The 14,613-nt window shown below is 43.0% G+C and carries 15 protein-coding genes; 13 read left to right on the forward strand and 2 right to left on the reverse strand.

Annotated elements, in window-relative coordinates; genetic code table 11:
* Positions 1 to 41 precede the first annotated feature (41 nt).
* The 8 genes from hyfB (at position 42) to HZA10_01030 (ending at position 10,193) form a co-directional block, all read left to right on the forward strand.
* Complete coding sequence (hyfB, locus tag HZA10_00995; protein ID MBI5194879.1) at positions 42 to 2,027, forward strand: hydrogenase 4 subunit B; 1,986 nt, start codon at positions 42 to 44, stop codon at positions 2,025 to 2,027.
* Between the two features lies 1 nt (position 2,028).
* Positions 2,029 to 2,946, forward strand: a complete 918-nt coding sequence (locus tag HZA10_01000; protein MBI5194880.1) for a respiratory chain complex I subunit 1 family protein — start codon at positions 2,029 to 2,031, stop codon at positions 2,944 to 2,946.
* 1 nt (position 2,947) lies between these two features.
* Positions 2,948 to 3,607, forward strand: a complete 660-nt coding sequence (locus HZA10_01005; GenBank protein ID MBI5194881.1) for a hydrogenase — start codon at positions 2,948 to 2,950, stop codon at positions 3,605 to 3,607.
* A 5-nt stretch (positions 3,608 to 3,612) separates the two neighbouring features.
* Positions 3,613 to 5,088 (forward strand): hydrogenase 4 subunit F, encoded by a 1,476-nt coding sequence (locus tag HZA10_01010; GenBank protein MBI5194882.1) that lies wholly within the window; start codon positions 3,613 to 3,615, stop codon positions 5,086 to 5,088.
* Positions 5,088 to 6,710, forward strand: a complete 1,623-nt coding sequence (locus HZA10_01015; protein ID MBI5194883.1) for an NADH-quinone oxidoreductase subunit C — start codon at positions 5,088 to 5,090, stop codon at positions 6,708 to 6,710. Before HZA10_01010 ends, HZA10_01015 begins: the two co-directional genes overlap by 1 nt.
* A gap of 87 nt (positions 6,711 to 6,797) precedes the next feature.
* The gene (locus HZA10_01020) at positions 6,798 to 7,259 is read left to right on the forward strand and encodes an NADH-quinone oxidoreductase subunit B family protein (protein MBI5194884.1); all 462 of its coding nucleotides are present in this window, start codon (positions 6,798 to 6,800) and stop codon (positions 7,257 to 7,259) included.
* A 46-nt stretch (positions 7,260 to 7,305) separates the two neighbouring features.
* Positions 7,306 to 8,856 carry a GHKL domain-containing protein gene (locus HZA10_01025; protein ID MBI5194885.1) on the forward strand — a complete coding sequence of 517 codons (1,551 nt, stop codon included), beginning with the start codon at positions 7,306 to 7,308 and terminating at the stop codon, positions 8,854 to 8,856.
* A 5-nt stretch (positions 8,857 to 8,861) separates the two neighbouring features.
* A complete protein-coding gene (locus tag HZA10_01030) occupies positions 8,862 to 10,193 on the forward strand; it encodes a sigma-54-dependent Fis family transcriptional regulator (GenBank protein ID MBI5194886.1) in 1,332 nt (443 codons plus the stop codon).
* Between the two features lie 122 nt (positions 10,194 to 10,315).
* Here HZA10_01030 and HZA10_01035 read toward each other — a convergent pair whose 3' ends face one another.
* Positions 10,316 to 10,705 carry a putative toxin-antitoxin system toxin component, PIN family gene (locus HZA10_01035; protein ID MBI5194887.1) on the reverse strand — a complete coding sequence of 130 codons (390 nt, stop codon included), beginning with the start codon at positions 10,703 to 10,705 and terminating at the stop codon, positions 10,316 to 10,318.
* On the reverse strand, positions 10,702 to 10,938 hold the full coding sequence (locus HZA10_01040) for a ribbon-helix-helix protein, CopG family (GenBank protein ID MBI5194888.1): 237 nt from the start codon (positions 10,936 to 10,938) through the stop codon (positions 10,702 to 10,704). Before HZA10_01040 ends, HZA10_01035 begins: the two co-directional genes overlap by 4 nt.
* A gap of 316 nt (positions 10,939 to 11,254) precedes the next feature.
* Between HZA10_01040 and HZA10_01045 the strand changes: the two genes are divergently transcribed.
* From HZA10_01045 to HZA10_01065, 5 genes are all read left to right on the forward strand, one after another.
* A complete protein-coding gene (locus HZA10_01045) occupies positions 11,255 to 11,731 on the forward strand; it encodes a hypothetical protein (GenBank protein ID MBI5194889.1) in 477 nt (158 codons plus the stop codon).
* A gap of 30 nt (positions 11,732 to 11,761) precedes the next feature.
* Entirely contained in the window at positions 11,762 to 12,688 is a 927-nt protein-coding gene (locus HZA10_01050; protein MBI5194890.1) for a sulfite exporter TauE/SafE family protein, read from the forward strand.
* Entirely contained in the window at positions 12,688 to 13,458 is a 771-nt protein-coding gene (locus HZA10_01055) for a TIGR02186 family protein (GenBank protein ID MBI5194891.1), read from the forward strand. The genes HZA10_01050 and HZA10_01055 overlap by 1 nt, the downstream gene beginning before the upstream one ends.
* Before the next feature lie 3 nt (positions 13,459 to 13,461).
* Complete coding sequence (locus tag HZA10_01060; protein ID MBI5194892.1) at positions 13,462 to 14,319, forward strand: universal stress protein; 858 nt, start codon at positions 13,462 to 13,464, stop codon at positions 14,317 to 14,319.
* Between the two features lie 6 nt (positions 14,320 to 14,325).
* Positions 14,326 to 14,613: universal stress protein (locus HZA10_01065; GenBank protein MBI5194893.1), on the forward strand; the 288-nt coding region annotated here is incomplete at its 3' end.

The raw sequence follows: 14,613 nt of genomic DNA on the forward strand, positions 1-14,613 counted from the left end.
AATGTTTGTTTTAAAGTTAATAGTTTTTCAGGTCAAGAAAAATGGAAAATCTTATAAGCGCAGGCATTTTTTGTTTTCTCTCCGGCACGGCAGTCTCCCTGATGCCTGTCCGGAAAATAAAAACCTATGCCTTCCTGCTCTCATCATTCGGCGCACTGTTTCTCGGCATTGCAGGACTATACATGTTACAGGACAGGCAGGCATATTTCCCCTCTTTCCAGATATCGTCATTTTTTGAGTTTGCCTTTCATGCTGATGCGCTTTCAGGTTTTTTTACTGCGGTTATTTCACTCCTCACGATAGCAGTGTCAATCTATTCCGTCGGTTACGCAAAAGATATTGAGCGTAAAGGACTGATGGGTTTCCTGTTTAACACCTTTCTTCTGAGCTTGTATGCCGTGGTGCTTTCAGGCAATATCATTACTTTCCTCGTATCATGGGAAACCATGTCTGTTATTTCTTATTTTCTTGTTACATTTGACAGAACTGAAAAATCGGCAAGGGCAGGACTTATTTATGCCGTAATGACCCACGTCGGGACCGCCTTCATAATTGTACTCTTTCTGATTCTTTACAGGTATACGGGAAGCATGAGCTTTTCAGCGATAAAAGAGCATGCCGCACAAATCCCGCAAAATCTGAAACATCTGATATTTATTTTTTCTGTAATCGGATTCGGCACAAAGGCTGGGATAATCCCCCTTCACACATGGCTTCCGCTGGCGCACCCCGCGGCGCCGTCCAATATCTCGTCCCTGATGTCAGGCGTGATGATAAAAACAGGCATCTATGGGCTGCTGCGAATAGTCATGGATATAATGGGACCGGGGTATGAATGGTGGGGAATTACAATAATCGTAATCGGCGCACTCTCCTCTGTACTGGGCGTCCTGTATGCCATGATGGAGCATGATATTAAAAGACTCCTTGCATATCACAGCGTTGAAAATATCGGCATAATCCTGCTTGGCATAGGCGCTTCAATAATGTTCAAAAGCCATGGTCTTAATAATCTTGCCGCAATAGCTCTTATTGCAGGGCTTTATCATACATTAAACCACGCCTTATTCAAGAGCCTGCTCTTCCTTGGCGCCGGCTCTGTCATGCATGCCGCGCATACAAAAAACATGGAAGAAATGGGCGGACTCCTTAAATTAATGCCGTACACAGGGTTGTTTTTTCTCATCGGCTCTGTTTCAATATGCGCCCTGCCGCCTTTCAATGGATTTGTAAGCGAATGGCTCACTTACCAGTCGCTGCTCCTCGGTTTTAAATCCCCGTCTATCACGTCAAAGATTATCTCACCGCTTGGAGGCGCAGCGCTGGCCCTCACGGGCGCGCTTGCCGCCGCCTGTTTTGTAAAGGCCTTCGGCATATCATTCCTCGGGATGCCGAGGAGTCATCCTGCGGAAAATGCAAGAGAGGTCTCTCCCTCAATGATTGCCGGCATGGCTTTGCTTGCCGCACTTTGTCTTTTATCCGGAATATTCCCGGGCTCTGTGATAACGATTGTTTCCAATGCCGTTTATCCGATTGCGGGCTCATCCGGAATGCTGTTGTCAAAAGGCTTTCTTTATCTGGCTGAAACCTCGTCCTCTCTTTCACCTGCAGTAATTCTAATTACAATGCTCGTCATGTTTGCGGCGGCAGTTATTTTCGTCATAAGTGCCGGAGGCAGGAAAAAAATCACTTATGCCGGGTCGTGGGACTGCGGCATTCCTTTGCTTACTCCGCGCATGCAATACACCGCAACTGCATTTACAAAACCCGTGAAACTGATATTTAAAAGGATATACCTCCCGAGGAGAGAGCTTAAGGTTTCATATATCATTAAACCGTTTTTTGTAAGGTCCATAAGATACAGCGGGGAAATCACACCTTTTTTTGACAAGTATTTTTATGCCCCTGTTACCGGCTTCATTCACAAGGTTGCGGAAAGGGTCAGATTGCTTCAGTCAGGCAGCCTTCATCTTTATCTTGGTTATATATTGATAACGCTTATACTGCTTTTGATATTCGGGACCTGATATGGAACATTTTCAGTTTTTAATAATCATAATTTTTTCTCCGCTCCTTAACGGGATAATCAAAAAACTTAAGGCGGCTATGCAGGGCAGGACCGGCCCTGGCGTATTCCAGCAGTATTGGGACCTGCTGCGCCTATTTAAAAAGGACCTGGTTATCTCAAACGCTGCTTCCTGGATATTTAAGGCGGCTCCCTACATAGTATTTACATCCATGATTGCCGCCGCGATGATTGTTCCAGTTATAACCACAAAAACTTCTTCAGCCGTAATGGGAGACGTCATAGCATTGATTTATATCCTTGCCCTCGGAAGGTTCTTTATGGCGCTGGCAGGGCTTGACGCAGGCACAGCCTTTGGCGGAGAAGGAAGCAGCAGGGAAATGACAGTAGCCATTCTTGTGGAACCAATGATGATGCTCAGCATATTCACCGCAGCCATATCCGCAGGCACAACAAATATAGCGCTGATTGCCGCAAAGCAGAATGTTTTCTACTCCCCGTCTCACGTCCTGGCCCTGACTGCCTTCCTGGTGGCAATAGTGGCAGAGACAGGCCGGATACCTGTAGACAATCCTGACACACATCTTGAGCTAACAATGATTCACGAAGGGATGCTGCTTGAATATTCAGGGAAATACCTTGCCCTTATGGAATGGGCCCATTACATAAAACAGATGCTTTTATTCACCCTTGCGGCTGATATATTTTTTCCGCTGGGCATTTCAAACAATACAGGATTTTCAGAGCTTGCCGTATCATCCGGAGCTTATTTTTTGAAAATGCTTTTTATGGCATTTCTTATGGCATTGACGGAGTCAACAAGGGCCAAGCTGAGATTTTTCCAGCTCCCGTCTCTTCTCGGAGGGGCGTTTGTTCTTGCGCTGCTGTCGCTTTTGACTTACATAATGATGGGGAAATAAAATGAGAAACTGGATTCAGACAGCTTCGGTAATTGATTTTATATCAGTGTGCATACTCCTCACCGTTATTGCAATGAATGCGCTTAAAAGACTTGAGTCCTGCATCAACGCCTACCGCATTAATTCATGGCTGCTTTCATTATTAATAGCCATTACGGCATTAATGGTAGGAGAAATACATCTTTATATTGCGTCTGCCGTAACCCTTTTAAGCAAGGGGCTCCTAATACCCGTGTTCCTCAGAAAAATTGTAAAACAAATGAAGGTCACTCATGACGTAGAGCCGTACATAAGCAATGCCCTGTCGCTAACCATATCGGGGATTCTCGTTGCTGTCGTTTATGCTTCATTGAGGGAAGGCATCTTTGTCACGGGTTTTTCAAGAAATGTCCTTCAAATCTCAATAGCAGTTATACTTATCGGGCTTTTTATTATGATTACAAGGAGAAAAGCCGTGATTCAGGTCATCGGACTGTTGTTTATGGAAAACGGGCTTTTTCTTGCGGGCTTTTCCCTGACATTCGGGATGCCTACGATTATAGAACTCGGGGTTTTATTTGACATGCTCATGGGCGTGATAATACTTGGAATATTTGCCGTACAGATTAAAAAGGCATTTTCTTCTTCAGATCTTGATAAGCTTACAGTTTTGAAAGGATAAAATTAATGACCGGAATTCTTCTGATACCGCTCATTACAGCGGTTATCTGCTATATCATTAGGGGCGTCAGGGCAACAGGTTATGCAAACATGGCAGGCGCCTGTATGCTTGCAGTGTTTTCCGTTCCCGCAATCATTTCATCAGTATCTTCACCTTTGGAAATGATGAACGGCATGCTTTACATGGACGCCCTCTCCGGCTATATCATGTCGCTGGTAATATTTCTCAGCCTTGCCTCAGCAATTTACTCTGTCGGTTACCTTGAACACGAATTAAAGGCCGGACTTATGGACCTCAAAGGGATTAAGAGATATTATACGCTTTTTCATCTGTTTATCTTTACCATGCTTTTGGTGACAATGGCTAACAACCTTGCGGTAATGTGGATTGCCATAGAGGCTACAACCATAGTATCCGCCCTGCTTATCGCGCTCGGGTTTTCAAAGAGACCGATGGCAATAGAAGCGGCTTGGAAATATATAATCCTCTGCACCGTAGGCATCACATTTGCCCTTCTCGGGATATTCATAACATATTACGCATCCATTTCCGTCACAGGAGGCGAAGGCATATTGAACTGGACCGCGCTTAAGGGCATTGCCGGAAGGCTTAACCCGTCAACAATGAAACTGGCATTTATATTCATTCTTGTCGGCTACGGAACAAAGGCCGGGCTTGCGCCTGTGCATAACTGGCTTCCTGATGCCCACAGTGAGGCGCCAAGCCCCATAAGCGCACTGCTCTCGGGAATACTCTTAAACACGGCCTTCTATGGGGTCCTGCGTTTCATCTCCATTACAGAGCCGTCAACAGGAGATATTTTTACAGGCAACCTGCTTATTATTTTCGGGCTTGTCTCAATCGGCATATCATCCGTCTTCATGCTTGTGCAGGACAATTATAAAAGGCTTCTTGCATACAGCAGCATTGAACACATGGGAATTATCTCGCTCGGAGCCGGCATTGGAGGCTTGGCAGGTTTTTACGGGGCCTTTCTCCATATATTAAATCATGCGCTGTCAAAACCCTTAATGTTTTTTACATCGGGAAGAATTCAGGCGCATTACGGCTCTACAAAAATAGAAAATGTCTGCGGGGTATTATCTTCAATGCCCCTGCTTGGGACGCTGACCTTCATCGGAGCGCTCTCGCTTGCAGGAGCCCCGCCCTTTAATATATTTTTAAGCGAATTTACAATCTTAAAAGCAGGCATAGACAAAGGTCTGTGGACTGCCGTCGGACTGTTTCTGTTTTTTGCCGTGATTGTCTTTTACGGAGTGCTTTCCGGATTCGGAAAAATACTCCTTGGAAACAAGAAGCCAGAATTCAGAATTCAAAATAACAGCGACAGCCGGGCGGATATTTTCTCAAATATGATAATGATTGGAATGGCATCAATGATAATTCTCCTCGGTGTCACCATCCCTGATTTCATAGACAATACAATAATAAAGTGCATTGGGGCTCTTGGAGTAAAATAATGGAGAAGATTTTAAATAAGGCGCTAAAAACAAGTGAGCGGCTTAATGAATTTTATATTGAAACAAGCAAAATTGACTTTAAGAACGCCTGTGTTTATCTCGTTGAGAAAAAACAGGCCTTATTAAGGCTCATGTTTGCCGCTGACGAAAGAGAAATAGACAACGTCTTTAGAATATATTCGGTATTTTCTGTTCCGGGCATAAATAAGCTTTATATAATTGTCCTGTCCCTGCATGAGGATGACGCTGAATTTCCGTCAATAACTCATCTCATTCCTTCAGCCCATTGGTACGAACGCGAGATAAATGACATGTTCGGGCTGACGCCGAACGGTCATCCGGACCCGAGGAGGCTCGTATTGCATGACGAATTTCCCGCCGGGGTCTACCCTCTAAGAAAAGATTACCGTTTTAAAAACGGGGGATGGTTTAAAGGACAGGGTGAAAGAATCAGCAGTCAAGAATCAGCAATGAGTGATAAGAAAGAACTTGCTGCTTGCCCCTTGCCCCTTGCCCCTTATAAGTTCATGCAGGTTGAAGGGGAAGGAATTTACGAAATACCGGTGGGACCTGTTCACGCCGGAATAATTGAACCCGGTCATTTCAGATTCAGCGCTGTCGGAGAAACCATATTTTTCCTTGAGCCAAGATTGTTTTATACACATAAAGGCACGGAAAAACACTTTGAGCGCCTCGGTTTTGCAGATGGCGTAAAACTTGCGGAAAGGGTTTCAGGCACTTCGTCGTTTTCCCATTCATCGGCATACTGTATGGCAGTGGAAAGAATGGCAGGCCTTGAAATTACTGAAAATGCACAGGCAATACGGACGCTCCTGCTTGAGCTTGAAAGACTGTATAACCACATAGGAGATATCGGCAACATCTGCGCAGGCACAGGGCTTGCCGTCGGATATGCAAAGGGGGCAGTCATTAAAGAACAGCTCATGCAGCTTAATGAAAGACTTGCCGGGAGCCGGTATTTAAGGGGTGTTAACACCATAGGCGGAGTTGCAAAAGACATCTTGCAGCACAGAGACGACATCCTCTCTGCCATTGAAATAATTACAAAAGATTACAAGAAACTCATGAAGTTATTGCTTGGCGCTATATCCCACGTAGAGAGGCTTGAAAATACAGGCCGGCTGTCAAGAGATATTGCATTAAAGTTAGGCGCAACCGGCATCACTGCAAGGGCGTCAGGTATTAACGACGACCTCAGAAAGTCGCATCCGCATCTGCTTTATGACAGGCTTGAATTTGAAGTTCATACAATGGCTAAAGGCGATGTATTCTCAAGAATGATGCTTAGGGCAGAGGAGGCGGAATGTTCAATATCAATGATCAACACACTCCTTGAAACAAGTTATCGGGGAGATTTAGCCGTGAAAGTCAATAATATACCTGAATGTTCTTCCGCTCTCGGTTATACTGAATCGCCGAGAGGCTCGGTATTTTACTGGGTGATGTCGGATAAAAACGGTATGCCTCTGAGGGTAAAACTGCGGTCGCCGTCTTTTTGCAACTGGCCTGTCGTGCCTTTTGCAGTGCACGGCAATATAGTGCCTGATTTTCCGTTATGCAACAAAAGTTTTAATTTATCTTATTCAGGATGTGATATGTAGAGACAGCAAACAGTGAAATAAAAAATGCTGAAAGAAATATTTAAAAACATACTGTTCAAAAGAAATACAATCCCGTTTCCTGACGGCATGAAAATTTCTCCTGAAGAGGTGCTGCAGTTTACCGGCCTTCAGAAAAAAATTGACAAAATTTTCAGCCGTTCATTAAGAATCAGGCAGGTTGATGCCGGCTCCTGCAATGCCTGCGAATGGGAATGCACTGCGCTGACAAATCCCGTTTATGACATCCAGAGATTCGGGATTGATTTTGTCGCATCGCCGAGGCATGCAGACCTGCTGCTTGTCACAGGTCCCGTCTCAAGGCAAATGGAGTTTGCCCTTAAAAAAACATATCTCGCAGCCCCGGAACCAAAACTCGTTATTGCATGCGGAGACTGCGCCCTTGACGGAGGCATCTACAAAGGAAGTTATGCCATCACCAACGGTGTTGCAAGTATAGTTCCGGTAGATGCATATATCCCCGGCTGTCCGCCGGCGCCGGCCCAGATTATCAACGGGTTAATGGAACTGCTTAAAAAAATCTGCGGATAAGCTGTAAATTTTTCTTTTTCCCCTTTTAGTGATAAAATAACTCACCATGTCTTTGAAGAAAAAAATAATCCTCGGCTTTCTCACAAGCTCCATTATTATTGTCGTCCTTATGATCTTTGCCTTTGCCAGCTTCATGGAAATCAGAAAAGAGATACATTACCTTGAACTGTCCGACAACCTCAGAAGCAAATCCTTACAGCTAAGGCGTCATGAAAAGAACTTTTTCCTTTACATGGACGCCGGCGCGGTTGAAAAAGTTCACGCCAATTTAAAAGAATTGCAGGCGCTTCTTAATCAAGGCCGGCGCACTTACAATAATGAGGAACTCCTTACGCTCGGAAAAAAAATAGATGACTACGGTCAGAAATTCAATCACATTGAAACTATTTTTACTGAAATTCAAAAGCAGTTGACTCATCTTAAGCCCAAAAATTCACAATACAGCGCACTTTCTCAAATCATTGAAACTACATTCTTAGAGCGTCCGCTCGTAAATGCGGAGCTCTTAAAAAGTCTTTTTTCTCTGCGTGAAGAAAATCCGATTATTAAAAATTTACAGGAGCTGAATACCGAAATGACCGCCATAAGAAAAGACGGTGAGGAGATATTGACTATTTCCAATGATATGGATAAGTCGGCAAGGGAAAAAGTTGACAAGGCAATTGCCGTATCGCAGACCACGGCATTAATCCTTTTTCCGATGTTTATTTTTGTGGGGCTGTGGGCGTTGTTCGGGATAAGCCAAAGCACTGTGAGACGTTTAAGAATATTGTCCGGAGAGATAGAAAAAACAGGACTGGGAAACTTTTCCAGTGTTGCTGAACCTACTAAAAACTGGGGAACGGATGAAGTGGGTCTTCTTATTGGGAAATTCAACTATATGGAAGAGCAGCTTGCGCAAAGGGAAAGAGAACTGCTGCAAAGCAAAAAATTGGCTGCTATCGGTACGCTGGCATCCGGAGTCGCCCATGAACTGAATAATCCGCTTAACAATATATACACAACAGCACAGAGGCTGATTAAAAAATCCGGGGAAGAGTGTCCTCCGTTCATCAAAAACGGGCTTGATGACATCTTCGCACAAACTATGAGAGTTAAAAAAATAGTAAGCGACCTGCTTGAGTTTGCCCGCGGGAAAGAGCCGCAACCCGTGAGAATTGAATTAAATACCCTTATTGCCAATACATACAAATTGCTTCCCAGTTCTTTAAACACTGCCAATGTCCGCTTTTTGCAGGAAAATGAAATTAGTCAATTATTTATTTCCGCTGACCCCGAGCAGATGGAGCAGGTCTTTATCAATCTCTTCAGCAATGCAATTGAGGCTATGTCTGGGAAGGGAGACCTGACAGTAAAGACCATTACGAAAAATAACAATATAATAATTAAAATATCCGATGCAGGCAAAGGCATACCGCAGGAAGCCATTGACAAAATATTTGAACCTTTTTTTACCACCAAGGAAAAAGGGACAGGGCTGGGGCTTGCGATTGTCTTCAATATTATTCAGAAACATCACGGCGACATTCAGGTTGACAGTCAGGAAGGCAGAGGAACCACCTTTATCATTACCCTGCCTGCCGGGAAGGAGAACTGACAATCATGGCATTAAAGATACTCGTTGCAGAAGATGAAGAAATAACTCTGAAAAATATCGTTGATACGCTGAATGAAGAAGGATACAGTACGTCCGGAACAAAAGACGGCTATGAGGCCCTTCATGCGCTTAAGAAGGAACGCTTTGACCTCCTTATTACAGACATAAAAATGCCGCGGCTGAGCGGTATTGAGCTTCTGGAAAAGGTAAAAGAGAAATATCCCGAAACAGAAGTAATCATAATCACAGGCTTTGGAAGCATCGGCTCTGCGGTTGAAGCCATGAAAAAGAGCGCTTACGATTATATAACAAAGCCTTTTGATTTGGACGAGTTGATCATCAGGGTAAAGAAAATTCAAAAGCAGAAAAACCTCAAAAAAGAAAATATTGCGTTAAAGACTTACTTTGACATGAACAAAAAGGTCACGATTATTGCAAAGAGCGAAAGCATAAAAAAAATTCTGGATACCATAGACGGGCTGAAGGATTCTGCATGCAGCGTTCTTCTTACTGGAGAAAGCGGCACGGGGAAAAATCTCATAGCCAAAATAATACATTCAACAAGCAGGAGACAGGACAGGCCGTTTCTCTCCATCAACTGTGCAACACTTACGGAGGACCTCCTTGCCAGCGAGTTGTTCGGACATGAAAAAGGCGCATTTACAGGAGCAATAACACCAAAACAGGGGCTTGTGGAAATAGCTGACACCGGCACGCTTTTCCTTGATGAAATTGCGGAATTGTCCACGGCCCTCCAGGCAAAGCTTTTGAAGGTTGTTGAAGATGGTGAATTTTACAGGGTTGGGGGGATAAAACCCCAAAAAGTTGATGTCAGGTTCATAGCCGCAACAAACCAGAATGTAAAGAATCTGATCTCAGAGGGACGGTTCAGGGAAGACCTCTATTACAGGCTGAATATTATGGAAATCTTTATCCAGCCTTTAAGAGAACGTCAGGAAGATATAAAGCCCTTAAGCGCATTTTTCCTGCAGAAACATCTTCCTAAATCCAATAAGAAAATAACAGGGATTTCAGAAGAGGCGATGGAAATTCTAATGCATTACAGTTTTCCGGGTAATGTAAGGGAACTTGAAAATATCATTGAGCGGGCAATAATAATTGAGAAGAGCCCTGTAATTACGCCAGAGAGCCTTCCTCACGGCATCAGGGTGCTGCAGATTGAGACCTTAGGCCCTGACCAGATAAAAACCATTGATGAGCATATCAAGGAATATGTTGAAAAGGTTGTCAAGGTATTTGGCGGCAACAAAACAAAGGCAGCAGAATCATTAGGCATCTCAAGGACAAGCCTCTGGAAAATTCTCAAGGAAGATTAAAAATTGAACTAATCACGAATTGTGTTGACAGTTCATGCCGCGCATAAAAGAGTTGATGAGTCACGGCCTTCCGGTTAAGATAAGTAGTTGACCAAAAAACTTACTTTACCAAAGAGAGGAAATTATCCCAGATACTCTTTTAGGGTGATTATTTTTATTCCTTTATACTCCTTCAAGGCAAGCATTTGTTTGTCTCCGGTTACAATTACATCTGCTTTTCCGCTAACTGCACATTCAAGAATCCTGTTATCAGGAACATCTCTTAAAACCGTAATGCTTCTGATTGTATGAACAATTTCACCCAGCCCCGCAAGATAAACGGCAATACGGCTTATGGCTTCTCTATCACGGCTGAATTTATGAGCAAGAACCGATAATACCTCATCAATGATTGTCTTGGAAAGTATAAGACTGTCATGGTTGTTAATGATCCTGAAAACAGCTTTTTCAGCCTGGCTGCCGGGAATAACAAATGCTGAGATGAAAATATTTGAATCAAAAACAACTCTCATGTCGCGAGGTATCTTTGAAGGTCTTTCTCGGTGAGTATCCCTTTTTCTTTTGCCTTCTTGCTCCAGCAGCCCTGCAATTCCCTGAATTCCTTCTTAAGTCTTTCCTTCCTCGTTGTCCGCAGAGCATCCTGAATTACCGCGCTCAGGGGCTTCCCTTCATCGCGGGCAATTTCTTCAGCTTCTTTGGCAAGTTCAGGTGGGAGTGATATTGTTTTCTTCACTGCTATTGTCATATTAAGTATCCTCCATACTGGTATGAATAAATACTACCACAATTTGTCAGAAAAAAACAAGGGAATGCTTATGTTCTTATATTCTTAAACCGTTCATATTTTAAACGCCTCTTTATTCCCCCTGTAATATTTTAAAAATACTTCTAAATCAATAAGTTATATCCATACTAATTAAAATAACCCCTCTTTGATACCGTTCATATTTTAAACGCCCAATAAGTTTCATTTTTAAATATCCCTTAAAAATCAAGCCATTATAGTAAAGCACCGTTTATGCTATAGATAGGGTAGGAATTAAAACAATCCGGAGGTAAAAATGAAAAAAAATCTCTTATTTGTAACCTATCAAGACGAAGAATGTGATGAAGGACTTTCATATGTAATTGATCTGGCAAAAATTATGGACAGGGGCATAACTATTTTGCTCGTATACAAACAAAAATTAATGGAAAAGTTTGAAAACATAATGACTGCTGTTACATTTGCAGAGGCAGGCGAACATAAGACAGCGCAGGAAATACTCTCAACAAATGACAAAAAGAATGCCGGGGCCATCAGCCTTCTTCTTGAAAAATGCCGCAAGTCAGGAGTTGATACCAATATCCAGACAACAACAATGGATATAGGTTTGGCAGTAAAAGATTTCCTCAAACAAAAAAATACCGTAGATATGGTCTTGTTGAGCCCAAGCATAACCAACAACGGAAATATTACATCAAGTGATTTACAAAAACTCGTTAGAACGGCATCAAGACCTGTTGTAACAATGGCGAGTCAGATTTATGCTTCGTGAATTTCTTCCAATCAGCAAGGAGACGCATCAATGAATTTTATGTATCTTTACTTACCGATAGCCTTAACAAGCATCAACATTATAATTCCGATCGGGCTGGGGCTTGCAGTAGGCTTGCTGTCCGGTCTTTTCGGCGTCGGCGGGGGGTTTTTGATGACCCCACTTCTAATAATGTTCGGTATTCCCTCAACTGTTGCAGCTGCAACGGATTCAAATCAGATAGTTGCCGCATCAACCTCCGGGACATATGCGCACTGGAAGGTCGGCAATGTGGATTTCAAGATGGGATTATATCTCCTTATCGGCGGGTTTATCGGAGGACTTTTGGGCGTACAGGCCATAAGAGTTCTCAATGCAACGGGCAATGCAGACTTCGTCATAAAAATGACTTATGTCCTGATGCTTGGGATAGTCGGAACATATATGCTCATTGAAAGTTTAAACAGTATGAAGAAAAAAAAGACGGAGGCGGTCAAAACTGAAAAAGAATCAGGACTGACAAAATTCCTCAAGTCACTCCCATTTCAAACGCACTTTGAAAAATCAGGGGTAACACATTCCACGCTTGTTCCGATTTTATTCGGAGGTTTTGTCGGCATACTCGCTGCAATCATGGGAGTCGGCGGCGGTTTCCTAATGGTTCCTGTCATGGTCTACGTTTTAAAAATGCCAATGCATGTCGTTGTAGGCACAAGCCTCTTTCAGATATTGTTTAACTGCATAGAAGTTACTTTTCTTCAGGCTTATACCAATCACAACGTGGATTTTATCCTTGCAGTGCTTTTGCTGTTAGGCTCCACTGTCGGGGCACAGGCAGGAGCGGTATTCGGCAGGAAAATGAAAGGGGAACAGCTAAAGATAATACTCGCAGTGATAGTTCTCATAGTGACAGTAAAAATAATCTTTGAACTTACATTAACGCCGTCATTGCTTCTATCACAGGTTGGAAAACACTGATGAAAAATTTTAAATTTTTAATATTTTTATTGCCATGCATATTCATATTCACAGGGGAATCATCTGCTGAACTTACAATAAAGGCAAACCACAACCATATTAAGATAGATTTCTTTTATCATGGCAGTATTGTAAGCGTTGCCGGAAATGCCGATTCCGGCACTGACCTGATTATTAAAATAGCTTCTCCCAACGGACATGATGTTCTGAAACAGAGAGGAAAGACAGCAGGATTTTTGTGGATGAACAAAGGGACAGTAAATTTTAAGAATACACCAAATCTCTATTCCATTTACAGTACAAAAAAAATTGAGGATCTCCTGAGCAAAGAGGAAACGGATAAGTATGTTCTCGGCTATCCGGCTTTAAGCAGACAGATAAAAATGACACCTGTTTCAAATGAGGATGAAAAATCAAAATGGTTCAATGAATTCGTAAAATATAAGGAATCCTCAAATCTTTACACAATATCTTCGAGTAAAATAATAACCACGGCAAAAGACGGCAGGCAGGCTTATTATATTCTGACAAGCTGGCCTTATCAGGCGCCTCCGGGGAATTATCTCGTTACCGTATATGCGGTAAGGGATAAAAAGGTCCTTGAGAAAGCAGAGGCAAAGGTATCGGTTGAACAGGTTGGTATCGTAAAGATACTTGCCGGCATGGCAAAGAATAAAGCCGCTTTATACGGGATTATATCCGTAATGGCGGCGCTGGCTGCCGGTTTTGGAGTCGGACTCATATTCAGAAAGGGCGGAGGGGCTCATTAAGCTATGTACGAAAAAATTTTAGTGGGATTTGATGACTCTCAGCACAGCAAAGCGGCGTTGATTGAGGCGGCAAACTGGATCAAAAAACACGGCAGTAAACTTATTTTAGTGCATGCCGTGTTTTTTGATTCCGAGGAATTCGGAATTGCGCCGGAGCAATTGGAAAAACGCATGAAGGCAGGCGAAAAAGTGTGTGTTCAAACAAAAGCAATGTTAACTTCTGAATTTGGAATAGAAGTACAATCCCTGCTTCGTGAGGGGGAGCCTCCTGCAGTCATAGTTGACATTGCAAAGGAAGAGAAGGCGGATTTAATAATGCTGGGCACATACGGCAGAAAAGGGCTGAAAAGACTGCTTATGGGGAGCGTGACCTCACAGGTCATTGTAAATTCTTCAATTGATGTGCTGGTAGTGAAAAAACCGTGTACAGAATGCACCGGAGAATATAAATCTATCCTGGTTCCTTTTGACGGTTCGGCATCCAGTCAAAAGGCATTAAACCTCGCCTGCCGTTTGTCAAAAACAGATAATGCAGAATTGCAAATCCTGTATGTTATTCCGCGCTATGAAGAAATGGTGGAATTTTTTAAAAGCAGCTCAATTAAGAAAAGTCTTCTTCTTGAAGCGCAGAAAATTATTAGTACGGCAAAGGGAATTGCCTCAGAGCTTGGGGTATCCGTCAAAGATGAAATACAAGAAGGGAATGCGGCTGAGAAAATCGTTGAAACCTCAAATAAACTGAATACCGACTTGATAGTGATGGGGAGTTACGGGTACAGCGGTGTCAACAAGGCGATCATAGGAAGCACAGCAGAAAGAGTAATCACCAATGCATCCTGTCCCATTCTGGTCGTGAGGTAACGGAACATGAAAGGGTACAGAAAAATCCTTATAGCAGTCAACGGCTCAAAAGAGGTCCTTGTCAACGGGCTTAAACTTGCGCAAGATGAAAAATGCTGGGTAACAGTTGTAAAGGTGATACCGCCGAATGAGGGAGACCTTGACCTTGTGGGGGTAAAAAACATTGAAGATGTATTAAACAGCAATTGCAAAAGAGAAATCGCTGAAATGAATTCCATTGCAGACACCGAAGGAGCATTGATAAAAACACGCCTTGAAGAAGGTGATATTCATAGGAAAATCGTAGAAGTTGCC

This window comes from Nitrospirota bacterium (genome assembly GCA_016212185.1).
In the GTDB taxonomy this organism is placed as follows: Bacteria; Nitrospirota; Thermodesulfovibrionia; order UBA6902; family DSMQ01; genus JACRGX01.